Genomic DNA, 25,665 nt, shown 5'->3' with positions numbered 1-25,665 from the left:
TGACCAGTTCTAGCGTCTATCGACGTACCTCATTGGGGTAAAAAGTGCGTAGGTGGGCAGCATTAATATCAACATGCTACGCTAACCATCCATGTTGTTAGAGGCGAACCAATGGCAACGATTGAACATAGCGAAATCATTAACGCTCCGCCGGAACGCGTATTTGAACTATTGCGCCGCGTCGAGGATTTTGCCGATTACTCGGATCTGATTCGGTCAATAGAAACCTTGGGCGTAAACCGTTATCGCTGGCACGTACGCGCCGTGGGTATGGACTGGGCGTTTGATGTCATGGTTACCGAGATTAAGCCGCCCAATGTGCTTGCCTGGGAATCGTTGAATGGCGTCAAGAACCAGGGTCGCTATCGCCTTCGCGAAGTGCCAGAAGGAACCGAAGTGGCGTTGACGCTAAGCTATGAAATTCGCAACCGCTTAATGGAAAAGGCCGTTAACAAAGCGGCCAAGCCGCTCGTCAGCAAAGTCAGCCGTCAGATTCTTGAACGTGTAGAGGCGCGTTTGAATGATAAGCAGGTTTGAATGAATAGCCCACCAAGATATCCTTGGCGTTGGGCGTTAGGGTTTACATGTTTTGCCATGCTGGCCTATGTATGGCTTTGGTATTCGCCAGATTTGATGGTGGTGAAGCAGTGGGCTTCTCAAGCGTCGCATCATCCCGTCGTTATTATAGGCGTGATGGTGATTATGGCTGTTACTTTAGCTATTGGACTGCCTGGCAGTATTGGACTTTGGTTAATTGCACCCTTTTACCCACCGAAAATTGCCACAGTGATGCTGACGCTAAGCAGTGTTGCAGGCGCGCTGGGAGCGTATCAAATAGCCACGCGCGCTGGAAAGAACTGGAACCCAAGCGGTTTGACGTTGAAGGTTATGGAGATGCTGGAGCAGCGTAGCGACTTAATGACCCAGTGTGCCCTGCGGATATTACTTGGCTTCCCTCACTCGGTTATTAATTTTGCGGCAGGTCTGCGTAGTATTTCCCTCAAGACTTATTTGTTGGCAGCGACGCTTGGTTTAGCGGTGAAATGGGGCGTTTATAGTAGTGCGATTTATGGCGCTTTGGAGGCAATTGAGGAGGAGAATGCGCTGCAATTTGATGTGGTGCTACCATTAATAGCGCTGGCATTGTTGTTATTGATAGGAGCTTGGTTCAGGCGCCGCGTAGAGGCGGCGCGCAACGTTTATTAAGTCGGCGATCCTATTGGTGCTTATGCATCGAGGCGTCAAGGTGATCGACGACCTCTGCCCAATCCGCATCTTCTTCTACCGCTTCTTTTAGAAATTCTGCCTGACCCTCGTTCCAGCAGGGGGCTTCAGCCAATGGCATCGTTTCCGGGAGCGGGGCGTTGCGTTGGATAAAGCGCTCAATTGAATCTGCGTCTGATGCCAGTCCCAACTGCTCGAATAGTTCGCTGAAATGGTGTACCGGTTTTTCCATAATCTGTTGCTCCTTCAAGCGGTTAAAAGACTCCCTATAACATAGCTGGATTTTCAACCTACGCCACTATTCAACCGCTTTGATTTGCTAGCGTTCACCGACTAGCGATGTCAAAAAGAGCTGTTGCTGATCTTCTAGCGCGAGTGGCTGGGCTAGTAAGTGGGCCAGCTTGGTGAAAGCCGCCTCTGGCGTCATATCATCGCCTGCGAGCACACCCGCATCGCTCAGCCCATGCCCGGCCGCGTAAGCACCCAGGTGGACACTGCCCTGTGGGCACTGGCTAATGGCGGCGAGCAGTTTGCCTTCACCGCTGGCTCTGGCGAGAACGTCTAGCACACGGGGGTCGCCGGGAAGGTTTCCGGCGCCCCAGAGCTGAAGTGTCGCCCCTTTAACCCGCGAATCACTCAACCAAGCGTCCAACTGCCAGGCTGCTATGCCCGGCCAAAGAGCGATACGAACAATCTCTCCGTGATTGACCAGGCGGTAATCGGGGAGCTCGAAACGCGGCGCGCCACGTTGCTGTAGACCAAGCCCACGGCTGGGGTAATAAATAAAATCATCGCCTACCCGCTCGCCGAGCAGCGGATAGTTGGGGCTGGCGAAGGCGTTGGGTGCTTCACTATGCTGCTTGATGGTGCGGACGCCCCGCAGCAATTGCCCTGCAAAGTAAATAGCTACCTCTTGGAGCTCAGGCTTGGCAGCGAACTGCAGCGCGCCTTGCAGATTGTCCAAGGCATCGCTGCCTTGCGATTCCAGTGGCAGCATTGAACCTGTTATGACCACTGGCCGATCTAACCCCTGGAGTTGATAGGCAAGGCTGGCAGCGGTCCAACTAAGGGTATCGGTGCCGTGAATAATCACGAAACCGGCGTAGGCCGTTAGCTGTTCGTTAATATCCCGGGCGAGCTGTTGCCAGGTGAGTGGGGTGGCCGCACTGGAGTCAATCAGCTTGGCGTAACTTACTACTTTATAAGATGGAAGGGATTGCTGCTGGGTAATGGGTAGCTGGCTAAGGGCCGTCGCCATGCGAGTGGCGAAGTCACCGCCAGGCGCGAGCCCATCAGCTTGCTGCTGCATACCGATAGTTCCGCCCGTATAGATGACTAAAATACGCTCTTGGGCGGGTAAGTTACTGGCTAGAGGGGAGTGAGGGATCATCGCCATCTCCTGGGGCTTTTTACGAAACCTGCTAGGTGGGCGTTACACGCTGTATCAAAAGTTCGCCGCTCTGGTCATCCAATCGCTGATTGCGGCCCGCCAGTAGCGCAAAGCCAGAGCAAACCGTGATCAGCATAAGCAACAGCCAAGCGATATGTGATGTGTTGGCACCTGTTTGCAGCATAACCCCCACACCAAAAGGCCCGAGTGCTGCCAGTGTATAACCACCACCCTGGACCAGCCCAGAAAGCTGACCGGCAAGGCGCGAGTTGGCCGTGCGTAAGACGAGCAGGCTTAGCGCCAGGCTAAAGCTGCCGCCTTGGCCGATACCCAGAAGTGCAGCGCCAGGCCATTGCCATACTAATGGCGCGATCAGTAGCATCCATAGTCCAATGGCGGTGCTAAGCAGCACCGCCAATAACGCTGGGCGCTGGTCACGCCCCATACGTGCAAGCCAGGGCGCGCCTAGCGCGGAGGCTAGCTGGCACATAATAGACACCGCCATGGTCCAGCCTGCATCGGCTTCGTTATAACCGCGCTCAACCAGCAGTGTGGGCAGCCAACCAAATACGATGTACGCCATGGACGACTGAATACCCATAAACAGCATGACGTGCCAGGTAAGCGGCTGCTTAAGGAGTTGTAAAATACCGCTCTTGGGCGCTATGGGTGTGTTTGCCTGTGACGAGCGAGGCATTTGGAAGTGCCAAAGCACCAGTGCGAAGAGTGCTAGTAGTGACCAGCTCATCAAGCTCGCCTGCCAGCTGCCGAGCAGTTGCGTTAATGGGACGCTAAAGCCCGCCCCTAACGCGCCACCTAAGCAGAGCGCCATGGTGTATAAGCCGGTGAGCAAGTCGGCGCTGTCGGGAAGCTCTCGCTTAACCAGGGCAGGTAGCAGGGTGCCGCCAATGCCGATCGCACAGCCTGCCATCGCCGAGCCGATAAAGAGAGCGCCGGGGAGCGGCAAACCACGCAAAATCAGCCCAGCAGCCAGGAGTGACAGTGCCGCACTCAGCGCCCGTTCACTGCCTATGCGTTTAGCCAGTGTGGGGGCAAGTGGGGCCGAGAGGCCTAAAAACAGCACGGGTAGCGTAGTGAGTAGTCCCGCAGCGGTAGCGGAGAGCCCCGCGCTTTCTTGCAGGCGAGTAAGCAATGGGGCAACCGAAGACATGGCGGGGCGTAAATTAAGCCCCACCACGACCATCAGCAAAATAAACGTAATTGAACGACGCGTTGCCATGCGGGTACTTATTTAAGGTGCGGGCGCAAGTCTCCGCGAACGGCATCGAGTAGCGTTATGAAGTGGTAATCCTGGGGCGTATCTAGGCAGTCGACCCTGACGTTTGTGCGCATGCCTTTATCTATATTCAACTGGTCGAATATTTCTAAAGTAAGCTTGCGAGCAGGTTTATCGCCTGGCGCCATGATGCCATCTTCAAGGGTAAAGGTTTCAAGCAGGGTGACACGTACGCGAGTGCTATTACCTTCGCTAAGTACTCGGCGTACAAACAGCCAGCCTTCACAGGGGAGGGCGTGGTTGTCATCCCGCTGGCGCAAGAAAATCGTGCGATAGCAGGCGCCTTCAACCGAGGCCTTTTCAGCCATGCTGCGGTAGGCTTGAAGTACCTGATTAGCCGACGCACGAGCGTCCTCTAAACGCTGCACGATTCCTTGATGTTCGCGGCTAAGCTGTTCTTGACGTTGAAACGTCAGCCATTGGCGATACTCGGCCATCAGTTGAGAAGACGCCATAATCACTCCATGAAAAGTTTTGGCTAAAATAGCTGCTGGAAAGAGCGGCTTGGAATATGCGAAGGCGACACCTTCGCATATTCCTGCAATCTGGGCTAGCGCCGCGCGCGACGTTTACGCTCGCCGCCGGTATTGGCACTCTGGCCTTCTGGTTTGCGTTTGGCGCGAGGCTGACGTTGATTGCGTCGACCATTCTCGATGGGCTCAGGTTTGATACTGGGGTCGGGCTCAAAGCCAGGCTCAATATGCTTGGGTAGCGTCTGTTTGATTAGCCGCTCAATATTGCCCAACAGAGCGTCTTCATCGACACATACTAGCGAGACGGCTTCACCATTGCTGCCAGCACGTCCGGTGCGGCCAATGCGGTGGACATAATCTTCGGCTACATTGGGTAGGTCGAAATTGACGACATGGGGCAGCTCATTAATGTCCAGACCGCGAGCAGCGATATCGGTTGCTACAAGTACCTGTAGGTCGCCACTCTTAAATGCCGTTAGCGCGCGGGTGCGAGCGCCCTGGCTTTTATTACCATGGATCGCCATGGAGGGGATGTCCTGCTTGGATAGCTGTTCTGCAAGACGGTTAGCACCATGTTTGGTACGCGTAAATACCAGTACTTGGAACCAGCCATTTTGCTGAATTAAGTGGGCCAACAGTTCGCGCTTCTTCTCGCGATCAACACGGTAAATAGCCTGTTCAATTTTCTCGGCAGTGGCATTGCGCGGCGCCACTTCAATCATCGCCGGGTTATCCAACAGCTGTTGTGCGAGAGTCTGGATCTCATTGGAGAATGTCGCCGAGAACAGAAGGTTTTGGCGCTTCTTGGGCACCAGGCGCAGCAAGCGCTTAATGTCGTGAATGAAGCCCATATCCAGCATACGGTCAGCTTCATCAAGCACTAAAATCTCTACGCAGGAGAGATCCACATGTCCCTGCTGGTGAAGATCCAGCAGGCGGCCCGGGGTGGCAACAAGCACATCCAAACCGGCTTTTAGTGCATCGATTTGAGGCTGTTGGCCAACGCCGCCAAAAATGATGTGGGAGCGCAGTGCCAGATGTTGGCCATAGGTCGACACGCTTTCGCCTACTTGGGCGGCGAGTTCACGCGTAGGGGTTAACACCAGCGCACGTACCTGACGCTTTGCAGGTCGTTTGCCAGTGTTTAAACGTTGCAGCATTGGCAGCGTAAAACCAGCGGTTTTGCCAGTGCCGGTTTGGGCGCTGGCTAGCATGTCACGACCTTCTAGTACGACAGGGATGGCCTGGCGTTGTATCGGGGTAGGTTCGGTGTAACCTTGCGCTGTGACAGCGCGTAACAAATCGGCGTGCAGGCCAAGTTCAGAAAAGCTCATGCGTTCTCCGCAGTCACCTAGTGAGTTAGTACCGGTAAGTGGTTGTAATCACTAGATGTAATGTTCAAAAAGCGAGGTTGATCTACCTTCGCGGCAGCGAAGTGTGCCAGATAATTCAGCGTGCCGCGATGGTCGTTGGTTAGCCGTGGATGACCGTGACAGGAGATGTGAAGGTTATAGCGCGAAGGCGCGCTATCATCTGATGTGCACGGACACACCAGAAAACTACGTGTCAGTAATAAGCCGAGTAGTGTAACACGGTTATAGAATGCCAGCTTGTTTAGCTGTCTCGTGTCAGGGAAGAGTGCTGGGCATGTAGAGGGATCAGCCGAGCCATTGTCGCAGGCGGTAATTCAAGCTGGGCAAGCGCCCCAGGCGTCAATGCAAAAAACTGCTCGGGGGTGAATACGCCCAGTTGGAATAACTGGCGCGCTGTTGCTGGCCCTAGCCCCTCTAGAGCAAGTAGCCGTCGTGCAAACAGTGAAATCAAACGGTTTTTCTGTTGATCATCGAGCTTGTCGGCCGTCGTTTGATAGTAGTCACCCGCGCGCAGGGTTATAAATTGCTCAATTCGCTCGAGAGCTGCGAGCGTTGACGCATCGAGTGAGTGCATTGCTAACTGATCTAGCAGGGCATCGTGACTATGCAAAGCTGCTTCAAGGGTTGTGAGTGACGTTTTTCCCTCCAGCATCGTCGTGACTGTCTGCATCAGAGTATTCACTGCATCGCGCAGTTGCACAGCGGGTAATACAGCGGTGTTGTTCGATTCGTCTGCCATGTGAACATCCCTGAGAAGGCTGGATTAAGCGTAGGACAGTAAGCTACGTTTAGAAAATCGTGAATTAATTAAAATAATGACCTTGGCGAATTTGTGTAGCAATAAGCTCGGCAGCTTGATCCCAGCTTTCGCTTAATGCGCGTACCAGTGCCGGGTAGCCATCCTCTGCAAGAGTTGTTTCCGCATAGAAATTTTCCATCTCCAGCAGTTCACCGGCATCGTTAAGCAATTGCCATTGGCCGCTGGCCACGGCGACACCGTCGAAGCGGCCCTGGAATTGATCAACGTTCAGGCGCAGGGTCAAGGCGTTGGCCTGTTCACCTTCCGCACGCATAACCCTAAGCGTTGGCAGTGCTTGCGATAGGTTAGCGCGCAGTCTTCGTTCTAACTGTCTGCCTAACCCTTCTGCCCACTGATGTTCCCGGGCGGCGTTCAGCGTAATGTCGTCTAGCTGCATCACAATGCCGTCGACATCCAGGTAGTGGGCAAGCCTCGGGGAGTTCACTATAAGCGTGCCCTCTGGCTGGTTGGGTGTGCTTGCCAATGGTCCGCTCGGCAGCATGTAGCGTGCGGGCGGGGAGACGCTGCTGGCACAGGCAGAGACCAGCAAGCAAACCAGCAGTAGGGTCAAGCATTTCACCCATGTCAGCATACTTTCCCCTCTAAACATCTTCGTCCCTGTCAACATAGTGGGCTCCTTAGTCACGTGGCGCGCGCGGAATGGGGTCTTGGGCATCCAGGTTATCGAACAGTAGTGCTCTGGGGTTGTCATTGAGCGTGCGAGTCAGTGGCTGTAGGTCACGCATCAAGCGATCCAGTCGTTCAATGGCCGTTGTAAGCTCTTGATAGGCTGGCGATGAAGGGGATAATCCCTGTAGCGTACTGCGCAGCTCGTCCAGCGTCGCGTTGAGGTTGCCTCCAACGGCCTGGGTTTCAGGGTCATTGATCAACTGATTAAGAGAGGCACTGACGTCGCGAACCTCATTCAGCATGCTTTCAGAAGCCTGCAGGTTACGGTCGAGGCCGGTTAGCAGCGGTTCAACCTCAAGTGCATTTAACTTATCGAGTAAATCGGTCACCTGGGCCTGGATCTGGGCAAAGCCGCCGGGCACGGTGGGGAATACGGCGCGATCCGAAAAGCGTTCGGCAACATACTCATCGGCCAGGTCGCGCTGGAAATTTAGGTCGACAAACAGGGCGCCCGTTAGCAGGCTGCCACTTTTAAGCGAGGCGCGCAGCCCCAGGCCGAACATGCGCTGGAATCGCGCCTCCCACTCTTCCAGGTCAATATCGCTATTTTCGATACCCAGGCGCTGAGGCTCAATCCTAATTAGTACGGGAATCGCAAAGCGTGCGCGAGAGTCGGGCTGTGGCGCTGTAAAGTTCCATGGCACGGCGGCAACGGTGCCCATTCGAACACCACGAAACTCTACCGGCGCGCCCTTGGAGAGGCCACGCACCGTTTCATCTACCAGCAGTACATACTCTAGATAGCGATTAAAGGTGCCTTCCCGGGCGGCGTTTTCATCGGCATAGAGGGTAAAGCGTGTATTGGCTTCAACCGGTTGCCCCATAGGCAAATCTTCGGGTACGCCGAAGGTAACACCGCCACCCAATAGGGCCTCCAGGGATTCAACGTTAACGCGCACACCGTCGGCGTCCAAACGGAAATCGATACCGCTAGAGGTCCAGAAACGGGTGCTATCAGTAACTAAATTGGTATACGGCTCTTCAATAAACACCTGGTGCTGCATGGTGCGTGAGAGAGGCTCAAAACTATTCTCTTCGATACGTCCCACGGTATAGCCCTGGTAAGACACCGGGTCGCCTACACGCAGTGAGTTACCCAGTTGGCTCGTCAAGCTAAGACGCAGTCCTGCTTGGCCGGCGGGCGCAACCGGGGGGATATCGCTAACGGGGAACTCTCGCCGTGGTGCTTCCTCTGTGCCTGGTTCAAGCTGAATATAAGCGCCAGAGAGCACGGTGCCCAAACCACTAATACCTTCACGGCCAATGCGCGGTTTGACGACCCAGAAACGGGTATCTTCGCGCAGCATGTCCTCTACTTCAGGCTGAATGCGAGCGGTCAAGACTGCATGGGAAAGGTCGTCAGACAATCGCACACCCTGTACTCGGCCCACTTCCACATTGCGGCTACGAATCAGCGTGTTGCCCGCTTCGATACCTTCGGCACTCTCCATGGTCAGCGTTACCAGGGTACCGCGACTGGTGTAGTTGTCATAAACCAGCCATAAACCAATTGCAATCGCGACGATGGGCACGACCCAAATGGGTGAGAGCCTTGTCTGGCGTGACGTTTTGGCCTTATTAAGATCCTGATCGTTTGTTGAGTTGGTATTAGACGGTGTTTCATTAGCCATCAACAGGTTCCTTGGTGGCCGCTTTACGGCGAAGAAGAGAGTGACGAGGTGGGAGCGGGGTGTCCCAAATTAAGCGTGGATCAAATGTCATCGCTGCCAGCATGGTTAATACAACCACCGAGCCAAAAGCGAGTGCCGCCGGGCCAGGCGTGATTGACATCAAGGAGCCTGCGCGAATCAAGGCCACTAATATGGCCACCACAAAAACATCGACCATTGACCAACGGCCAATAAATTCCGTTAAACGATAAAGTCGAGTGCGGCTTTGAGCATTTAATACGCTGCTACGTCGAACCACTAAGCACAGCCAGATCAAAGCCACTAACTTGCCGACGGGAACGATTACGCTGGCGATAAAGATAATTGCAGCAATCGGCCATGAGCCCATCTGGATCAGTTGAACAACGCCGCCAATAATGGTTGAAGGTGAGGAGCTCCCCAGACTGGTGGTCGTCATAATGGGGTATACATTGGCAGGAATGTACATGATGGCTGATGCGCCGAGAAGTGCCCAGGTGCGCTGTAAGCTATGAGGCAGTCGCTGATGAAGCTTTTCATGGCAGCGAATACAGTGACCGCGACCATGCGGGGATAGCCGGTTGATCAGCCCGCAAGTTGGGCAGCCAGTTAGTCCTTGATCGCCAGCAGGAAGCCCTGTTTGAGTGCCTTCGGGGGCCAGTGGTTCTCCCTCTAGTGAGAACCACATCCAATCGGCATCCAGGGATTGGGTAGTCATTAACAGTAGAAGTGCAAAAGCACAGAATGCCCAAAAGGAAATGCCTATTTCAACGTCGGCCAGTCCGGCTATTTTTATCAGGCTCACCAGAGCGCCGATAATAAAGACATCGGCCATCATCCATGGCGTTAAGTGCGCCAGTGACCGTGCTATATCACGACTATAGGGCAGGGGACGATCGCGGAGTAGCCCAAACTGAAGCCAAAAGACGCCTAGTAGGTAGACCGCAGGGAGTACGACAATTGTCATAATGACGGCAATTGCGACCACCGGCTGGTGAAAGCCAATCAGTGTGGTGGCAGTCTGTGTCAGCTCAATGCGGTTACTTACTCCGCTGACCGTAAAGCTAATAAAGGGAAACGAAACCGCTACGATAAGGGCGATAAGCGAGGCGATGGCCAGCGCCATACTGCGCTGCGCTGGGTAGCGGTGGCGTTTAACTAAAACATGTGAGCAGCGCGGGCAGCTTGCTTTCTCACCAGAGTTTAACGGTGGCAGCGCCGATATCCAGTCGCATTCATGACAGGCACGCAAACGCCGTCGCTGAGTTCTAGCCTCAGGTGGCAAGCGGTCAACGAGAGGGGCGTTAACCGGTAATGTACGGCGTTTAATCAATCGTTGGGGTAGCAAAAACCAAAACTCTCAGTGCGAACACCTAGTAAAACTACTAGGATGTGGCGGATTAAGTTGCCAAATGCGCATTTTAGAAGCCTATGTCGCTGAAAAAAAATCTTCAAATACGTAGGCTAACTGCTTGACCAAGACGTTAGTTTAGACAACGATGCTGCGGCGCAGTGACGAGCTGTTAAGTTGGACCATAATGGCCGCATACTCTTCTGTCAGGTTAGTTCCTCACTAAAGTATCGCAATAGCATGGTTAGGAATGCTAGTCATAGTATCTTACTCCCGCTTCTATGAAGTGGTATTTAGATACAAAACTGTAAACAGTGCCAATTATTTTGTCATGAAGGAAATGGAATGTTGCTTCCCACATTAGCGGTTGTATTTGGATTAATCCTATTGGTTTGGAGCGCCGAGAAATTTATCGACGGCGCTGCGGCAACATCGCGTTGGCTTGGCTTGTCACCACTTTTGATCGGGATGTTGGTTATCGGGTTTGGTACTTCGGCGCCAGAAATGATGGTATCGGTACTGGCGGCGCTGGACGGAAATCCTGGCTTGGCAGTCGGCAATGCCTACGGTTCAAATATTGCCAATATCGGTTTGATTCTCGGCTTGATAGCGCTTATAGCACCGCTTTCGGTTCATTCTAGCGTTATCCGTAAAGAGATGCCGATATTGATGTTGGTCATGCTGGCGACGGGCTTGATGCTACTGGACGGATTTGTCGCGCGCTGGGAGGCCGTCTGTCTTTTGCTGGCGTTGGTTGTTTTTATCGTTGTAAGTATCGTTCGCTCGCGCAATCAACCCGAAGATGCGCTGGTTGCTGAAGTAGCGGAAACCTTGGATAGCAAACCGATGTCCAGGGGTAAAGCCATTATATGGACCCTAGTGGGTTTGGTGCTGTTAATCGCTAGCTCGCGTCTGTTGGTATGGGGGGCGGTTGAAATTGCGGTGCGCTTCGGTGTGAGTGACTTGATTATTGGTTTGACCGTGGTCGCCATCGGTACGTCACTGCCCGAACTTGCATCTTCTATCACGGCGCTGCGTCGGAAAGAGCACGATATGGTGCTGGGCAACGTGGTCGGTTCCAATCTGTTTAATAGCTTGGCGGTGGTCGGGCTCGCCGGTGTGATCGCGCCCATTGATGCAGGTCGAGAGGTGCTGGTGCGCGATTGGAGCGTGATGACTGGCATGACGCTCCTCATGCTTCTGTTTGCGTTTTCTTGGCGTGGCCGCCCAAGGCGCATTAATCGTTTGGAAGGGGCTATTCTGCTAGCGCTATTTATCGCGTACACCGGTTATATGGTCAGTATTGTCATCATGTCTCGATAGTGCTGATCTCTTCATAGTGAATGACTATGGCAATCGGTGCGTCAATGCGACTCATCTTGGACATCTGGAGACTATAATACAATGGTTGTCCAAGAGGGGCGCTAGTAAAAGCTTCCTGAAAGCGTAAGGAATTCAGGTAAAGGAAAATAGCGTAAAGAAATAAGCTTAGTGCTTATAACTAAAAGTGTCGTGCCATAAAGGCTCTACTAAGCTTGTGTTAACCCATCCATGGGCTGCCGATTCAGGTCTTAGGAGAGTGAAATGGAACTTGATCCGCTCGTATTATCGCGATTGCAATTCGCATTCGTTGTGTCGTTTCACGCAATCTTCCCCGTGTTTACTATTGGCCTTGCGTCCTACATCGCGCTGCTCCATGGCCTGTTTTTCAAGACGAAGAACCCTGCGTGGGATCGTCTATCGCTATTCTGGACTAAGGTGTTTGCCGTTGTCTTTGGGATGGGTGTGGTGTCTGGCATCGTCATGTCATTCCAGTTTGGCACTAACTGGAGCAACTTTTCCCAGGCCTCTTCGAATTTCCTCGGGCCCATGCTCAGCTATGAAGTCGTGACGGCGTTCTTCTTAGAGGCAGCCTTCTTGGGCGTACTGCTATTCGGCCGCGGCAAAGTGCCACAAGGGGTTCACTTATTTGCTGCCATTATGGTGGCGGTGGGCACCTTTATATCTTCCTTCTGGATACTATCGGCTAATAGCTGGTTGCATACCCCTGCGGGCGTAGAGCTCGTTGATTTCCGCTTCCACGTGACCTCCTGGAGCGAGGCGATCTTTAATCCATCGTTCCCTTACCGCTTTATGCATATGGCCGTTGCCTCGTTTTTAACCGGTGGTTTTGTCGTGGCTGGGGTGAGCGCTTGGTTTCTGTTGCGTGATCGGGACCCGGAGGCGAATCGTCGCGCACTCTCTATGTGTCTCTGGCTGCTGCTTTTTTTGGCGCCGACTCAGGCAGTTATCGGTGATTTCCACGGCATCAATACGTTAGAACACCAACCGACTAAAGTGGCTGCCATGGAAGGGCACTGGGAAACCTCCGGCAATGTGCCGCTGCTGCTATTTGCCATTCCTGACCAGGAAGCGCAAACCAATCGCTTTGAATTAGGTATTCCGAATCTGGCCAGCATCATTTTGACCCACTCTGTTGATGGCGAGGTGCCGGGTATTAGTGAAGCGCCGCCTGAAGAGCAGCCGCCGGTGTTGATCGTCTTCTGGGGCTTCCGAGTCATGGTAGGGATTGGCCTGCTAATGATTGCAGTGGCGCTGACGGGGTTGGTGTTGCGTCGCAAAGGACGTATCTATGACAAGCGGCTATTTTTAAAAGGCCTAACGGCAATGATTCCCATGCCCTTTGTTGCTGTCCTGGCGGGCTGGATCGTTACAGAGTCAGGGCGTTCCCCGTGGTTGGTTTACGGCATGATGACCCATGCCGAGGGTTTAACACCTTCACTGACAGGCCCTATGGCGCTATTTACTCTAATTGGCTATGCCTTGGTTTACGGTGTGGTGTTTTACGCAGGCATTTATTACCTCACACGAGTGGTACGCAACGGTATGCTGCCGGAAGAAGAGCGTGAAACGACCGACGAGAACTTCAAGCGCCCAATGCGGCCTATGTCGGCGGCGCATACACCTTTTGATGATGACGTTGACCCGGTGAGGAGCTAGACATGGAAATGTTTGATCTAACGTTAGTTTGGGCCTTCATCATCGGTTTCGGCATCATGATGTATGTGCTTATGGATGGATTTGATTTGGGGTTGGGTATTCTCTACCCCTTTGCTCCCGATGAAGATGCTCGGGATGTGATGATGAACTCGGTGGCACCAATATGGGATGGCAATGAAACATGGCTGGTGCTAGGCGGCGCTGGGCTATTAGGCGCCTTCCCGTTGGTGTATTCGGTGTTCTTGCCAGCGCTCTATATTGGCGTTTTCTTAATGTTGGCAGGGCTGATCTTCCGCGGTGTAGCCTTTGAGTTTCGCTTTAAATCCCGCCGTAACCGCCGCTGGTGGAACCGCGCTTTCTGCTGGGGGTCTGCGGTTGCCGCCTTTGCACAAGGTGCCGTGGTAGGGGCCTATATCCAGGGCTTTCCGGTTGAAGATTTCGCCTACGTGGGCGGTGCCTTTGACTGGCTAACGCCGTTCTCAGTGCTAACGGGGCTTGGCTTGATGGCAGGCTACGCGCTGCTAGGGGCGACTTGGCTAATACTCAAATCAGAGGGCCATGTGCAGGATTGGGCCTATAAAATCACTCCACTGCTGCTGGCGCTGGTGCTGTTTGTTTTCGCCGTGATTAGCCTCTGGACGCCGTTTGTTAATCCTATGGTATGGGAGCGCTGGTTCGGCAATATTCAACTAATTTGGGTTTTTCCATTTGCTGCCTTGGCCTGTGCTTTTGTGGTTTTCCGTTCGGTACAAAAGCGTCGTGAAGGGGTGCCTTTCCTGGCCACTATCGGCATTTATGTCTTCACCTATCTAGGCCTGATTGTAAGTAAATGGCCGGTGATCGTACCGCCGGATTATACCCTTTGGGATGCGGCTTCCTCACCGGAGTCACAGCTGTTCCTGCTGGTAGGTATGGTGTTCGTTATCCCGATTATATTAACCTATACCGCCTGGACCTATTGGGTGTTCCGCGGCAAGGTGCGTGTAGGCGAGGGATACCACTGATTCATGGTAACTGAAGAAGCGCTTTCTCTTACGCCGCGCAGTTGGCTGCAAACGTTGGCTAAGGGAGAGCGCAAACGCCTGCTAGGTTCAGCGTTTTGCGGTGTGCTGGCAGGTAGTCAAACAATTGTTGTGGTGGTTGGTGTGGCTTGGCTTATTGATCAGCTAGTGGTGCACGGCCAGCCACCCAGCGCTCTCTTACCGATATTCTCCCTCCTGGTAGCCTGTGTGCTATTACGCGCTGCCTTTCAGTGGGGGCATGAAACGTTAAGCCTGGAAGCGAGCCTGCGAATTCGACAGCGTGCCAGAGCTCAGCTGTTAGATAAACTGTCGGCCTTGGGCCCGGTTTGGCTTACCAGTCAGCACAGCGGCTCTCTGGCTAATCAGGCGGTTGAGCACATAGATGCGCTGGAAGGCTATTTCGCGCGTTTTTACCCCCAGCTGCGAATTACGCTCTGCTTGCCGCTATTGATCCTGGCGGTGGCGGGGTGGCTGGATTATCTGGTGGCGCTTTTCTTGCTCCTTTCTGCACCGCTTATTCCGCTTTTTATGGCACTGGTTGGCATGGGCGCGGAACGCCTTAATCGCGATCAGTTTGTTGCAGTATCGCGACTGTCAGCGCATTTTATTGATCGTGTGCGTGGTATGACGACGTTGCAGTTATTCGGTCGAACGTCAGCTGCCCAGCAGGATGTTTGGTATGCCACCGACGGCTATCGGCGTCTTAGCATGCGTACTCTTCGTTTGGCCTTTCTTTCATCGGCGGTGCTGGAGTTTTTCTCCTCGGTTGCGATTGCGGTTGTGGCTATGTATGTCGGTTTCGGTCTGCTTGGCTACATCGAGTACGGGCCGTCAACATCATTGACACTTTTTTCGGGCTTAGCGGTGCTACTGCTTGCGCCTGAATTTTTCCAGCCCCTACGAACGCTTTCCCAGCACTACCATGATCGCGCGGCGGCACTCGGTGCCGCCGAAAGCGTGGTGAATATCCTCAATCAGCCAATCTTGGTGAGTGGACAGCGCTATCTGACTCCGCTGTCGGCTAGATCAGCCATCGAATTAACGGCTGCTTGCGTTGCTTACCCTAGCCGCGGCCAAGTGATTGGCCCTATCGATCTCACGGTTCTAAGCGGTGAAGTAGTGGCGCTTAGCGGTACCTCCGGCAGCGGTAAGTCAACGCTGTTGGCATTGCTTGCGGGTTTTATCGCTCCAAGTGCCGGAGAGTACCGTCGACAAGCAGAGGGCCACTTTGCCTGGCTGGATCAGCAACCCTGCCTTCTGCACGGCAGCTTAATTGATAATCTGCGTTTGGCGGCCCCCGTAGCTACCCACGAAGAAATGCTTGCCGCACTGCAACGAGCTGGTTTTGGGCCGCTGTTAACACAGCTTCCCGAGGGGCTGGATACGTTAATCGGCGAGCGAGGAGTAGGGTTGTCGGGTGGCCAAGCCCAGCGGTTGGCCCTTGCGCGAGTGTACCTTAGCAATGCTCCTCTGGTGCTGTTAGATGAGCCGACGGCGAGTTTAGACCAAGAGACAGAGCAGTTCGTTATGGCTGCTTTGCTTGAGCTTGCTCAAGAGGGGCGCACCCTGGTCATAGCGACCCATCATCCGGCCGTGATCGCCGTCGCTCAACGGCATCTGGCTCTTGAGCAGGGCGAACTGGTAGAGGTGGCCCCATGATGGCTATTTACCGCGAATTTCGTCCTTGGCTGCTGCTTTTAGTGCGGCGGCGAAAACGCTTTCTAGTGGGCGCTTTGCTGGTGTGGGTCACTCTGATAGCCGGGCTTGCGCTGCTGGGGTTGTCGGGCTGGTTTATTACCGCCAGTGCTCTGACCGGTATCGCCCTGGCCCTGGGTATTCCCGCGCGCCTTGATGTTTATGTCCCAGGTGGAGGCATTCGTTTCTTCGCCCTGGCGCGCACTATAGCGCGCTATGTCGAGCGTCTGTATAACCATAATACGGTGTTAACGCTGCTGGCCGACTTGCGTTATCGGGTATTTGGCTATTTAACCTGCCTTGACGATACTCGCTTGCACGGCGAGCGTGCCAGCGACTGGCTGAGCCGGTTAACGGCAGATATCGACACCTTGGATAATTTTTATTTGCGGCTCTTAGTGCCACCGTTGGTGGCGTTGCTTGGCGTGGTGGCTGTGTCGCTGTTTGTGGCTATTTGGTTGCCCGGTATTGCCGTGCTAATGGCGCTCACGCTGGGCTTGCTCTGGTTAGTCGCGACCCTGTTAGCTGCTGCCTGGGGATTTTCGCAAAGCTATCAGCAAGTGGTTGACCAACAGTCGCTGCGCCGCCTAGTGGTCGATCAAGTGCAGGCCTCGGCTGAGTTGATGAGCTATCAAACGACCCAGTGGCACCGGTCGATGATCGCGACTCAAGAGCAGCGAGCGTTCAGCAATCAGCGCCGCTTGGGTCGTAAGGCGGCGTTAATAAACTGCTTAGTGAGTGTCATAAGCGGATTAATGGTAGTGGCAGTCGTGTGGTTTGCTAGCCTGGTATTTAGCCAGCAATTGGTACCGGGCCCTATTTTGGTGATGGCTGCATTAATAGCGCTGGGAGCGAATGAGGCGTTTATTGCGCTGCCTGCTAGCTTTATCAAACTGGGCGCTAGCTATGCAGCGGTGCGTCGGTTAAATGCGTTAACCGGCGATTCATCGCCGGCAGACCCCGCCGTTACGCTGCCTGAAGACGTTGGTCTAAGCATCCAGGTTAATCAGCTCTCTCTGCGCTATGCGCAAACATTAGAGCCCGCGCTAAGGTGTATTGATCTTCAGCTGCCCGCTGGAAAGCGAGCGGTGATTACCGGCAACTCTGGTGCCGGAAAATCGTCTTTAGCCAGTGTGTTGATGGGGCGCTTACAAGCAACTCAGGGTGAGGCGATGGTGGGCGGCGTGCCAGCGTGGCAGCTCTCTGCCGAAAGCCGTGCTAATCATTTTGCCATGCTCACTCAGCAGGTGGATCTGTTTGATGCCTCTATTGCTGAGAACCTGCGTATAGCCAACCCATCCGCAACCGATGACAACCTCTGGGAGGTATTAAGGGCTGTTGCCTTGGATAGCTGGGTTGAGCAACTACCGAAAGGCTTAGCCACAGCGGTGGGCGAAAAAGGCCAGCAGCTATCGGGTGGCCAAGGTCGGCGTCTTGCATTAGCACGGCTTATGCTCTCTAGCCCTCAAGTGGTGATTCTTGACGAGCCATTTGCAGGCGTTGATGTGACGACAGCAAACCACATCGCGGCTTCTCTGGATAAATGGTTGATGAATCGAACGGTTATACTCTTTGTCCATCAAGTTAGTTCGCTGAATCCATTGCCTGGGGTCGAGTACCACTGGCATCTAGATGCCGGTAAACTTAGCCAATGCCCGCTTAAATAATCGATAATGAGCGATATGGATTCATTGATAAGACAGCTAGGAGCCTTCCATGCACGAATTTTTACGCAATCTTCCTAAAGTAGAGCTCCATTTGCATATCGAAGGCTCGCTAGAGCCAGAATTAATGTTTGCGCTAGCGCAGCGCAATGGGATTGAACTGCCCTATACGACAGTTCAAGAAGCCAAAGACGCTTATCACTTCAACGATCTGCAGGGATTCCTGAATCTCTATTTTCAGGGCATGAGCGTGCTGCGTAACGAGGAAGACTTTTACGACCTGGCGATGGATTATTTCAAGCGTGCTCGGGGGGAGGGCGTTGTGCATATCGACATGCACTTTGATCCCCAGGCGCATCTACAGCGTGGCGTGCCCCTGGAAGTGGTAATGGCTGGGCTATTAAAAGCTAAGCAGGAGGCAGAGGAGAGCCTTGATCTCTCTATCGGCATGATTATGGCTTTTCTACGCGACCGTCCCGCAGATGAGGCGTTGCATGTACTTGAACAAGCCGCTCCCTATTGGAAAATGCTGGATTCTATCGGTCTAGATAGTGCTGAGCAGAATAATCCGCCGGTAAAATTTTCGGAGGTGTTTAAGCGTGCTAAGCAGCTTGGGCTGGTGCGCGTAGCTCATGCGGGGGAGGAAGGTCCCGCAGAGTATATTAAAGAAGCCTTGGATGTACTTGATGTTCAGCGCATTGATCATGGGGTGCGCTGTTTAGAAAGTGATGAAGTAGTTGAGCGTTTGCGCCGTGAACAAATTGTTCTAACGGTTTGCCCGCTCTCAAACGTCAGCTTAAAGGTAGTCGAGGATTTGCGTGATCATCCCCTGCCCAAGCTTTTGGCTGAAGGGCTCAAAGTAACCATTAGCTCGGATGACCCCGCCTATTTTGGTGGCGGTATGTTGACCAATCACATTGCTTGCGCCGAGGCGTTTGGTTGGGATGAGGCAGTATTCCGTCAGCTGACGCGTAATGCTGTTGAAGAAGCTTTTGTCACTCCGCAGCGTCGCGCAGAGCTGCTAGCTCGCTTAGCTGCTGTATAGCTTCAAACCGCCTGGTCGCACTGACCGGGCGGTTGTTCTCTCAGAGGCGATAGTTCAGGGCAATGCAGGTACGTCAAAATCAGGCATTTCACCGGTCAGTGTATTGAGAAACGCGGTAATATCACTAATGGTGTCATCATCAAACTCCCGCCCGAGCATTTCTTTGCCCATTATAGCGACCGCTTCTTCCAGTGTTTCAGTCGCACCGTTATTCATATACGGATAGGTCACCGCCACATTGCGTAGCGTAGGTGTCCTGAAGCGGTACTTGTCGCTCTCTTCTTCGGTGACCACGTAACGACCTAAATCGGTTGAGCCTGGAACCTGAATCGCATGGAATTGGCTATCGGTTAAAGCAGGGCCGCGATGGCAGGCGATGCAGCCATTATCAACAAAGGCCACCATGCCGTCTTTGGCTTGTTGGTTAATGGCCTCTAAATCACCGTGTAGGTAACGATCAAAAGGTGAGTTGGGTGTATTGAGCGTACGTTGGAAAGCGGCCAAGGCGTGGGCCAAATTATCATCGGTAATAGGTTCTTCTTGATCAGGATAGGCGGCGTTGAATTTTTCCTGATAGAGCTCGAATCCCACCAGCCGCTCTAGGGCCATTTCTAGATCCATCGCCATTTCCACAGGTGCTTCAATAGGGCCTAGTGCTTGGCCTTCTAAATCAGGTTCTCGGCCATCCCAAAACTGTGATCCTAAAAAGCCACTGTTCAACACAGTGGGGGTGTTACGTTCACCGACCTGCCCATCGTGACCAACAGCGCGAGGGATTCGGTCAGCCCAACCAAGCGCTGGATTGTGGCAGGTGGCACAGCTGATAACGCCACTCGAAGAGATGCGTGGCTCAAAGAACAGCATGTTGCCGAGTTCGACCTTCTCCTCTGTTAATGAGTTGTTCGCGGGGATTTGCGGCAGGTAAGGCAGTGCCTCGAAACGTTGGCGGTAATTTTCCAAGTCATCGTCAGCCATGGCTACGCTTGCAGCAAGAAAGCTGCTGGCCCCCAGTGCGGATAGTAAGGTGGCTTTTATGGTCATATTTAATCTCCCCTGCTTTTATAATCGGCGTCTTGGTCTTCGTGCGAAGAGCTTCAACGTCCACTATCTGTAAGCTTATGGGAGAAGGGTTTAGCCGTTTTGACCCAGATCAAATCTTGCGTTGCTTTATAGCGCGTGCAGGGTAAGCCCTAATCTTTAACGATTTTTAGTAATAAATGTTCAAATCGCTGTTGACCCTGGCGATGGATCGGGTAGTATACGCACACGTCAACGGGGCACGGCCTCAACGACTAGCTCTTTAACAATTTGATCAGGTAATTCATGTGGGCGCTTGCTGATGTTGGTGACAAATCACCCAATATCAAGGCAAGCGACTCAAGCAATAGGGTTTTAAAGGATTCGTCCTTTGGGATCTGTTTTGACTGAATTCGTTTGAACCTTGAGCCAAGTTTGGTTCGCTTCTGTCACTTTCGAGTGGCGGGTAAGAACCGCATAGATCTTAAACTGAAGAGTTTGATCATGGCTCAGATTGAACGCTGGCGGCAGGCCTAACACATGCAAGTCGAGCGGTAACAGATCTAGCTTGCTAGATGCTGACGAGCGGCGGACGGGTGAGTAATGCATAGGAATCTGCCCGGTAGTGGGGGATAACCTGGGGAAACCCAGGCTAATACCGCATACGTCCTACGGGAGAAAGGGGGCTTCGGCTCCCGCTATTGGATGAGCCTATGTCGGATTAGCTAGTTGGTGAGGTAAAGGCTCACCAAGGCAACGATCCGTAGCTGGTCTGAGAGGATGATCAGCCACATCGGGACTGAGACACGGCCCGAACTCCTACGGGAGGCAGCAGTGGGGAATATTGGACAATGGGGGCAACCCTGATCCAGCCATGCCGCGTGTGTGAAGAAGGCCCTCGGGTTGTAAAGCACTTTCAGCGAGGAAGAACGCCTGTCGGTTAATACCCGGCAGGAAAGACATCACTCGCAGAAGAAGCACCGGCTAACTCCGTGCCAGCAGCCGCGGTAATACGGAGGGTGCAAGCGTTAATCGGAATTACTGGGCGTAAAGCGCGCGTAGGTGGCTTGATAAGCCGGTTGTGAAAGCCCCGGGCTCAACCTGGGAACGGCATCCGGAACTGTCAGGCTAGAGTGCAGGAGAGGAAGGTAGAATTCCCGGTGTAGCGGTGAAATGCGTAGAGATCGGGAGGAATACCAGTGGCGAAGGCGGCCTTCTGGACTGACACTGACACTGAGGTGCGAAAGCGTGGGTAGCAAACAGGATTAGATACCCTGGTAGTCCACGCCGTAAACGATGTCGACCAGCCGTTGGGTGCCTAGAGCACTTTGTGGCGAAGTTAACGCGATAAGTCGACCGCCTGGGGAGTACGGCCGCAAGGTTAAAACTCAAATGAATTGACGGGGGCCCGCACAAGCGGTGGAGCATGTGGTTTAATTCGATGCAACGCGAAGAACCTTACCTACCCTTGACATCTACAGAAGCCGGAAGAGATTCTGGTGTGCCTTCGGGAACTGTAAGACAGGTGCTGCATGGCTGTCGTCAGCTCGTGTTGTGAAATGTTGGGTTAAGTCCCGTAACGAGCGCAACCCTTGTCCTTATTTGCCAGCACGTAATGGTGGGAACTCTAAGGAGACTGCCGGTGACAAACCGGAGGAAGGTGGGGACGACGTCAAGTCATCATGGCCCTTACGGGTAGGGCTACACACGTGCTACAATGGCCGGTACAAAGGGCTGCGAGCTCGCGAGAGTCAGCGAATCCCTTAAAGCCGGTCTCAGTCCGGATCGGAGTCTGCAACTCGACTCCGTGAAGTCGGAATCGCTAGTAATCGTGAATCAGAATGTCACGGTGAATACGTTCCCGGGCCTTGTACACACCGCCCGTCACACCATGGGAGTGGACTGCACCAGAAGTGGTTAGCCTAACGCAAGAGGGCGATCACCACGGTGTGGTTCATGACTGGGGTGAAGTCGTAACAAGGTAGCCGTAGGGGAACCTGCGGCTGGATCACCTCCTTAAACGATGCGTCACAGTTGGCAAGCGTCCACAATGAATTACCTGATCAAAGATAGAGCAAACGGTAGTTGATTTAGTTATTACGGAGATATAGATGCCTGTAATAGCTGAATAACCGGGTCTGTAGCTCAGTTGGTTAGAGCGCACCCCTGATAAGGGTGAGGTCGGCAGTTCAAGTCTGCCCAGACCCACCAAATTTTATCCAGCACTGCGTTATTTTATGACTCGCATAGCAGGCTATGCGTCGCCATAAAATGCCTTGTTCTGAATAAAATTTCCCGGAAAAGTTATGTATTAATGGGGCCATAGCTCAGCTGGGAGAGCGCCTGCCTTGCACGCAGGAGGTCAGCGGTTCGATCCCGCTTGGCTCCACCATTACGTTACTACCCTACTTAACCTTAAATACCGTTTGTGAATGTTTCGTGACCATTGATAAGTCGCTGTGCTGTTGTTGTCGTTATAGCACCGTTTTATCACTGTTCATTGAACAGCTGCTCTTTAACAATGTATATCATGCTGACAAGAACGCTTCGTAAGAAGTGCGTCTTAAATTGTGATACGCGTCAGCGTATCCGGCAAAATGAAACGTGATCATTGCGACATCCAGACTCCTTCGGGTTATAGGGTCAAGCAATGAAGCGCACACGGTGGATGCCTAGGCAGCCAGAGGCGATGAAAGACGTGGTAGCCTGCGATAAGGCTCGGTGAGGTGGCAACAACCTGTGACCCGGGCATTTCTGAATGGGGAAACCCACTCATCATAAGATGAGTATCGTGCACTGAATACATAGGTGTACGAGGCGAACCAGGGGAACTGAAACATCTAAGTACCCTGAGGAAAAGAAATCAACCGAGATTCCCCTAGTAGCGGCGAGCGAACGGGGACCAGCCCTTAAGCATGTGACTGATTAGGCGAACAGATTGGGAAGTCTGGCCGTAGCGGGTGATAGCCCCGTAGTCGAAAATCTGATCATGTGAAATCGAGTAGGTCGGGGCACGAGAAACCTTGACTGAAGACGGGGGGACCATCCTCCAAGGCTAAATACTCCTGGCTGACCGATAGTGAACCAGTACCGTGAGGGAAAGGCGAAAAGAACCCCGGAGAGGGGAGTGAAATAGATCCTGAAACCGTGTGCGTACAAGCAGTAGGAGCAGGCTTAGTCCTGTGACTGCGTACCTTTTGTATAATGGGTCAGCGACTTATATTCAGTGGCGAGGTTAACCGTATAGGGGAGCCGTAGGGAAACCGAGTCTTAACTGGGCGACACAGTCGCTGGATATAGACCCGAAACCGAGCGATCTATCCATGAGCAGGGTGAAGGTTGAGTAACATCAACTGGAGGCCCGAACCAGGATCTGTTGAAAAAGATTTGGATGACTTGTGGATCGGAGTGAAAGGCTAATCAAGCTCGGAGATAGCTGGTTCTCCTCGAAAGCTATTTAGGTAGCGCCTCACGTAGTACCGCCGGGGGTAGAGCACTGTTTCGGCTAGGGGGTCATCCCGACTTACCAACCCGAGGCAAACTCCGAATACCGGTGAGTAACGCGTGGGAGACACACGGCGGGTGCTAACGTCCGTCGTGAAAAGGGAAACAACCCAGACCGTCAGCTAAGGTCCCGAAATCCTGGTTAAGTGGGAAACGATGTGGGAAGGCTCAGACAGCTAGGAGGTTGGCTTAGAAGCAGCCATCCTTTAAAGAAAGCGTAATAGCTCACTAGTCGAGTCGGCCTGCGCGGAAGATGTAACGGGGCTAAACCAGGTACCGAAGCTACGGGTTCATTCTTAGGAATGAGCGGTAGAGGAGCGTCGTGTACGCCAATGAAGGTGGATTGAGAAGTCTGCTGGAGGTATCACGAGTGCGAATGCTGACATGAGTAACGATAAAGGGAGTGAAAAACTCCCTCGCCGGAAGACCAAGGGTTTCTGTTCGACGCTAATCGGAGCAGAGTGAGTCGGCCCCTAAGGCGAGGCCGAAAGGCGTAGTCGATGGGAAACGGGTCAATATTCCCGTACCGGACATGGTTGCGATGGGGGGACGAAGAAGGCTAGGTGAGCCAGGCGTTGGTTGTCCTGGTGAAAGTGAGTAGGCTGAGGGTTTAGGTAAATCCGGACCCTTTTAAGGCCGAGACACGAGATGAACTGACCACGGTCAGGAAGTCACTGATGCCACGCTTCCAGGAAAAGCCTCTAAGCTTCAGATCATGTGCGACCGTACCCCAAACCGACACAGGTGGTCAGGGTGAGAATCCCAAGGCGCTTGAGAGAACTCGGGTGAAGGAACTAGGCAAAATGGTGCCGTAACTTCGGGAGAAGGCACGCCGGCGTAGGGTGATGAGACTTGCTCTCTAAGCCCGAACCGGTCGAAGATACCAGGTGGCTGCAACTGTTTATTAAAAACACAGCACTCTGCTAACGCGCAAGCGGACGTATAGGGTGTGACGCCTGCCCGGTGCCGGAAGGTTAAATGATGGTGTTAGCCGCAAGGCGAAGCTCTTGATTGAAGCCCCGGTAAACGGCGGCCGTAACTATAACGGTCCTAAGGTAGCGAAATTCCTTGTCGGGTAAGTTCCGACCTGCACGAATGGCGTAATGATGGCCACGCTGTCTCCACCCGAGACTCAGTGAAATTGAAATCGCCGTGAAGATGCGGTGTACCCGCGGCTAGACGGAAAGACCCCGTGAACCTTTACTATAGCTTCACACTGGACGCTGATGTTGCCTGTGTAGGATAGCTGGGAGGCTTTGAACTCTGGACGCCAGTTCGGAGGGAGCCAACCTTGAAATACCAGCCTGGCATCATTGGCGTTCTCACTCAGGTCCGTTATCCGGATCGAGGACAGTGTGTGGTGGGTAGTTTGACTGGGGCGGTCTCCTCCTAAAGAGTAACGGAGGAGCACGAAGGTACCCTCAGCACGGTCGGACATCGTGCATTGAGTGCAAGAGCATAAGGGTGCTTGACTGCGAGACAGACACGTCGAGCAGGTGCGAAAGCAGGTTCTAGTGATCCGGTGGTTCTGTATGGAAGGGCCATCGCTCAACGGATAAAAGGTACTCCGGGGATAACAGGCTGATACCGCCCAAGAGTTCACATCGACGGCGGTGTTTGGCACCTCGATGTCGGCTCATCACATCCTGGGGCTGAAGTCGGTCCCAAGGGTATGGCTGTTCGCCATTTAAAGTGGTACGCGAGCTGGGTTTAGAACGTCGTGAGACAGTTCGGTCCCTATCTGCCGTGGGCGTTGGATGTTTGAGAAGGGCTGCTCCTAGTACGAGAGGACCGGAGTGGACGACCCTCTGGTGTTCCGGTTGTCACGCCAGTGGCATTGCCGGGTAGCTATGGTCGGACGGGATAACCGCTGAAAGCATCTAAGCGGGAAGCCCCCTTCAAGATGAGACATCCCTGAGGCCTAGAGCCTCCTGAAGGGCCCAGCGAGACCAGCTGGTTGATAGGCACGGTGTGGAAGCGCTGCAAGGCGTTGAGCTAACGTGTACTAATGGCCCGTGAGGCTTGACCCTATAACACCCAAGGGGTCTGGTCGTAATGATGACGCAACATTAAAAAGCCGGATACGCAGCGTGTGGCCCCAGCAACAGCGAGGGCGGCACCATGAGACGCACACACTTGAGCAAACGCTCGTCAGCATGATATGCATTAACAGTTACGCCTGACGACCATAGCACGCGTGAACCACCTGATCCCTTGCCGAACTCAGCAGTGAAACCGCTTAGCGCCGATGGTAGTGTGGGGTCTCCCCATGCGAGAGTAGGTCATCGTCAGGCACCTATACCGTACCCCAGCTTCGAAAGAAGCTGGGGTATTTTTATTGTGCGAAAGAAAACCAAGGGGTCTCCCCATGGAGAGTCCCGGAGCGCCGGCCGCCGGATGGCCGGCCCAGCCATCGTCAGGCACCTATTCAACGAAGAACCCAGCCACCCGGCTGGGTTTTTTGTTTGCGTT

At 53.5% G+C, this 25,665-nt stretch carries 18 protein-coding genes, 2 tRNA genes and 3 rRNA genes; 13 read left to right on the top strand and 10 right to left on the bottom strand.

Annotation, left to right across the window (positions count from 1 at the left end; genetic code table 11):
* Nucleotides 1-111: 111 nt before the first annotated feature.
* Nucleotides 112-537, top strand: a complete 426-nt coding sequence (locus tag QHL1GM_RS04415) for an SRPBCC family protein (protein WP_071693387.1) — start codon at nucleotides 112-114, stop codon at nucleotides 535-537.
* A complete protein-coding gene (locus QHL1GM_RS04410; RefSeq protein ID WP_071693386.1) occupies nucleotides 538-1,206 on the top strand; it encodes a VTT domain-containing protein in 669 nt (222 codons plus the stop codon).
* 10 nt (nucleotides 1,207-1,216) lie between these two features.
* On the opposite strand, the gene QHL1GM_RS04405 is transcribed toward QHL1GM_RS04410, so the two are convergent.
* The 9 genes from QHL1GM_RS04405 to QHL1GM_RS04365 all read right to left on the bottom strand — a co-directional run bounded on the left by QHL1GM_RS04405 (nucleotide 1,217) and on the right by QHL1GM_RS04365 (nucleotide 10,243).
* Entirely contained in the window at nucleotides 1,217-1,456 is a 240-nt protein-coding gene (locus QHL1GM_RS04405; protein ID WP_071693385.1) for a DUF2789 domain-containing protein, read from the bottom strand.
* Nucleotides 1,457-1,543: 87 nt separating this feature from the next.
* Nucleotides 1,544-2,620: an asparaginase gene (locus tag QHL1GM_RS04400; protein WP_071693384.1), complete on the bottom strand. Its 1,077-nt coding sequence runs from the start codon at nucleotides 2,618-2,620 to the stop codon at nucleotides 1,544-1,546.
* Nucleotides 2,621-2,645: 25 nt separating this feature from the next.
* Nucleotides 2,646-3,854 (bottom strand): MFS transporter, encoded by a 1,209-nt coding sequence (locus QHL1GM_RS04395; RefSeq protein ID WP_071693383.1) that lies wholly within the window; start codon nucleotides 3,852-3,854, stop codon nucleotides 2,646-2,648.
* Between the two features lie 8 nt (nucleotides 3,855-3,862).
* Complete coding sequence (locus tag QHL1GM_RS04390; RefSeq protein WP_071693382.1) at nucleotides 3,863-4,366, bottom strand: hypothetical protein; 504 nt, start codon at nucleotides 4,364-4,366, stop codon at nucleotides 3,863-3,865.
* A 95-nt stretch (nucleotides 4,367-4,461) separates the two neighbouring features.
* The gene (locus QHL1GM_RS04385; protein WP_071693381.1) at nucleotides 4,462-5,718 is read right to left on the bottom strand and encodes a DEAD/DEAH box helicase; all 1,257 of its coding nucleotides are present in this window, start codon (nucleotides 5,716-5,718) and stop codon (nucleotides 4,462-4,464) included.
* 280 nt (nucleotides 5,719-5,998) lie between these two features.
* On the bottom strand, nucleotides 5,999-6,496 hold the full coding sequence (locus tag QHL1GM_RS04380; RefSeq protein WP_071693380.1) for a hypothetical protein: 498 nt from the start codon (nucleotides 6,494-6,496) through the stop codon (nucleotides 5,999-6,001).
* 64 nt (nucleotides 6,497-6,560) lie between these two features.
* Nucleotides 6,561-7,148 carry a membrane integrity-associated transporter subunit PqiC gene (locus QHL1GM_RS04375; RefSeq protein WP_071695912.1) on the bottom strand — a complete coding sequence of 196 codons (588 nt, stop codon included), beginning with the start codon at nucleotides 7,146-7,148 and terminating at the stop codon, nucleotides 6,561-6,563.
* 46 nt (nucleotides 7,149-7,194) lie between these two features.
* Nucleotides 7,195-8,877: an intermembrane transport protein PqiB gene (gene pqiB / locus QHL1GM_RS04370; protein WP_071693379.1), complete on the bottom strand. Its 1,683-nt coding sequence runs from the start codon at nucleotides 8,875-8,877 to the stop codon at nucleotides 7,195-7,197.
* The gene (locus QHL1GM_RS04365; RefSeq protein ID WP_071693378.1) at nucleotides 8,870-10,243 is read right to left on the bottom strand and encodes a paraquat-inducible protein A; all 1,374 of its coding nucleotides are present in this window, start codon (nucleotides 10,241-10,243) and stop codon (nucleotides 8,870-8,872) included. Before QHL1GM_RS04365 ends, pqiB begins: the two co-directional genes overlap by 8 nt.
* A 348-nt stretch (nucleotides 10,244-10,591) precedes the next feature.
* Here QHL1GM_RS04365 and QHL1GM_RS04360 point away from each other — a divergent pair, with 348 nt between their 5' ends.
* The 6 genes from QHL1GM_RS04360 to QHL1GM_RS04335 all read left to right on the top strand — a co-directional run bounded on the left by QHL1GM_RS04360 (nucleotide 10,592) and on the right by QHL1GM_RS04335 (nucleotide 18,672).
* Entirely contained in the window at nucleotides 10,592-11,569 is a 978-nt protein-coding gene (locus QHL1GM_RS04360; protein WP_071693377.1) for a calcium/sodium antiporter, read from the top strand.
* Nucleotides 11,570-11,830: 261 nt separating this feature from the next.
* A complete protein-coding gene (locus QHL1GM_RS04355) occupies nucleotides 11,831-13,246 on the top strand; it encodes a cytochrome ubiquinol oxidase subunit I (protein ID WP_071693376.1) in 1,416 nt (471 codons plus the stop codon).
* Between the two features lie 2 nt (nucleotides 13,247-13,248).
* On the top strand, nucleotides 13,249-14,250 hold the full coding sequence (cydB, locus tag QHL1GM_RS04350; RefSeq protein ID WP_071693375.1) for a cytochrome d ubiquinol oxidase subunit II: 1,002 nt from the start codon (nucleotides 13,249-13,251) through the stop codon (nucleotides 14,248-14,250).
* 3 nt (nucleotides 14,251-14,253) lie between these two features.
* Nucleotides 14,254-15,927, top strand: a complete 1,674-nt coding sequence (gene cydD / locus QHL1GM_RS04345) for a thiol reductant ABC exporter subunit CydD (RefSeq protein WP_071693374.1) — start codon at nucleotides 14,254-14,256, stop codon at nucleotides 15,925-15,927.
* Nucleotides 15,924-17,630, top strand: coding sequence for a thiol reductant ABC exporter subunit CydC (gene cydC, locus QHL1GM_RS04340; RefSeq protein ID WP_071693373.1), 1,707 nt, complete (start codon nucleotides 15,924-15,926; stop codon nucleotides 17,628-17,630). Before cydD ends, cydC begins: the two co-directional genes overlap by 4 nt.
* Nucleotides 17,631-17,679: 49 nt before the next feature.
* Entirely contained in the window at nucleotides 17,680-18,672 is a 993-nt protein-coding gene (locus QHL1GM_RS04335) for an adenosine deaminase (protein ID WP_071693372.1), read from the top strand.
* Between the two features lie 54 nt (nucleotides 18,673-18,726).
* On the opposite strand, the gene QHL1GM_RS04330 is transcribed toward QHL1GM_RS04335, so the two are convergent.
* A complete protein-coding gene (locus QHL1GM_RS04330; protein ID WP_071693371.1) occupies nucleotides 18,727-19,713 on the bottom strand; it encodes a cytochrome-c peroxidase in 987 nt (328 codons plus the stop codon).
* A gap of 462 nt (nucleotides 19,714-20,175) precedes the next feature.
* On the opposite strand from QHL1GM_RS04330, the gene QHL1GM_RS04325 reads away from it, so the two are divergent.
* The 5 genes from QHL1GM_RS04325 (at nucleotide 20,176) to rrf (ending at nucleotide 25,487) form a co-directional block, all read left to right on the top strand.
* Nucleotides 20,176-21,708 (top strand): 16S ribosomal RNA (locus QHL1GM_RS04325).
* Nucleotides 21,709-21,823: 115 nt separating this feature from the next.
* Nucleotides 21,824-21,900, top strand: a tRNA-Ile gene (locus QHL1GM_RS04320).
* Between the two features lie 105 nt (nucleotides 21,901-22,005).
* Nucleotides 22,006-22,081: transfer RNA gene (locus QHL1GM_RS04315), tRNA-Ala, on the top strand.
* A gap of 249 nt (nucleotides 22,082-22,330) precedes the next feature.
* A 23S ribosomal RNA gene (locus tag QHL1GM_RS04310) occupies nucleotides 22,331-25,223 on the top strand.
* Nucleotides 25,224-25,371: 148 nt separating this feature from the next.
* A 5S ribosomal RNA gene (gene rrf / locus QHL1GM_RS04305) occupies nucleotides 25,372-25,487 on the top strand.
* The 16S, 23S and 5S rRNA genes sit together here with 2 tRNA genes alongside, the layout of an rRNA operon.
* Nucleotides 25,488-25,665: the final 178 nt, after the last annotated feature.

The organism is Halomonas sp. QHL1 (genome assembly GCF_001882345.1).
GTDB lineage: Bacteria > Pseudomonadota > Gammaproteobacteria > Pseudomonadales > Halomonadaceae > Vreelandella.
The sequence above is the reverse complement of the archived record's forward strand: the minus strand, read 5'-3'. Positions and strand labels throughout refer to the sequence as shown.

Bases quoted from the DNA above. Each gene is read 5' to 3' on its own strand.
- QHL1GM_RS04415 (WP_071693387.1), top strand. From the start codon at position 112: ATGGCAACGATTGAACATAGCGAAATCATTAACGCTCCGCCGGAACGC.
- QHL1GM_RS04410 (WP_071693386.1), top strand. From the start codon at position 538: ATGAATAGCCCACCAAGATATCCTTGGCGTTGGGCGTTAGGGTTTACA.
- QHL1GM_RS04405 (WP_071693385.1), bottom strand. From the start codon at position 1,456: ATGGAAAAACCGGTACACCATTTCAGCGAACTATTCGAGCAGTTGGGA.
- QHL1GM_RS04400 (WP_071693384.1), bottom strand. From the start codon at position 2,620: ATGGCGATGATCCCTCACTCCCCTCTAGCCAGTAACTTACCCGCCCAA.
- QHL1GM_RS04395 (WP_071693383.1), bottom strand. From the start codon at position 3,854: ATGGCAACGCGTCGTTCAATTACGTTTATTTTGCTGATGGTCGTGGTG.
- QHL1GM_RS04390 (WP_071693382.1), bottom strand. From the start codon at position 4,366: ATGGCGTCTTCTCAACTGATGGCCGAGTATCGCCAATGGCTGACGTTT.
- QHL1GM_RS04385 (WP_071693381.1), bottom strand. From the start codon at position 5,718: ATGAGCTTTTCTGAACTTGGCCTGCACGCCGATTTGTTACGCGCTGTC.
- QHL1GM_RS04380 (WP_071693380.1), bottom strand. From the start codon at position 6,496: ATGGCAGACGAATCGAACAACACCGCTGTATTACCCGCTGTGCAACTG.
- QHL1GM_RS04375 (WP_071695912.1), bottom strand. From the start codon at position 7,148: ATGCTGACATGGGTGAAATGCTTGACCCTACTGCTGGTTTGCTTGCTG.
- pqiB (WP_071693379.1), bottom strand. From the start codon at position 8,877: ATGGCTAATGAAACACCGTCTAATACCAACTCAACAAACGATCAGGAT.
- QHL1GM_RS04360 (WP_071693377.1), top strand. From the start codon at position 10,592: ATGTTGCTTCCCACATTAGCGGTTGTATTTGGATTAATCCTATTGGTT.
- QHL1GM_RS04355 (WP_071693376.1), top strand. From the start codon at position 11,831: ATGGAACTTGATCCGCTCGTATTATCGCGATTGCAATTCGCATTCGTT.
- cydB (WP_071693375.1), top strand. From the start codon at position 13,249: ATGGAAATGTTTGATCTAACGTTAGTTTGGGCCTTCATCATCGGTTTC.
- cydD (WP_071693374.1), top strand. From the start codon at position 14,254: ATGGTAACTGAAGAAGCGCTTTCTCTTACGCCGCGCAGTTGGCTGCAA.
- cydC (WP_071693373.1), top strand. From the start codon at position 15,924: ATGATGGCTATTTACCGCGAATTTCGTCCTTGGCTGCTGCTTTTAGTG.
- QHL1GM_RS04335 (WP_071693372.1), top strand. From the start codon at position 17,680: ATGCACGAATTTTTACGCAATCTTCCTAAAGTAGAGCTCCATTTGCAT.
- QHL1GM_RS04330 (WP_071693371.1), bottom strand. From the start codon at position 19,713: ATGACCATAAAAGCCACCTTACTATCCGCACTGGGGGCCAGCAGCTTT.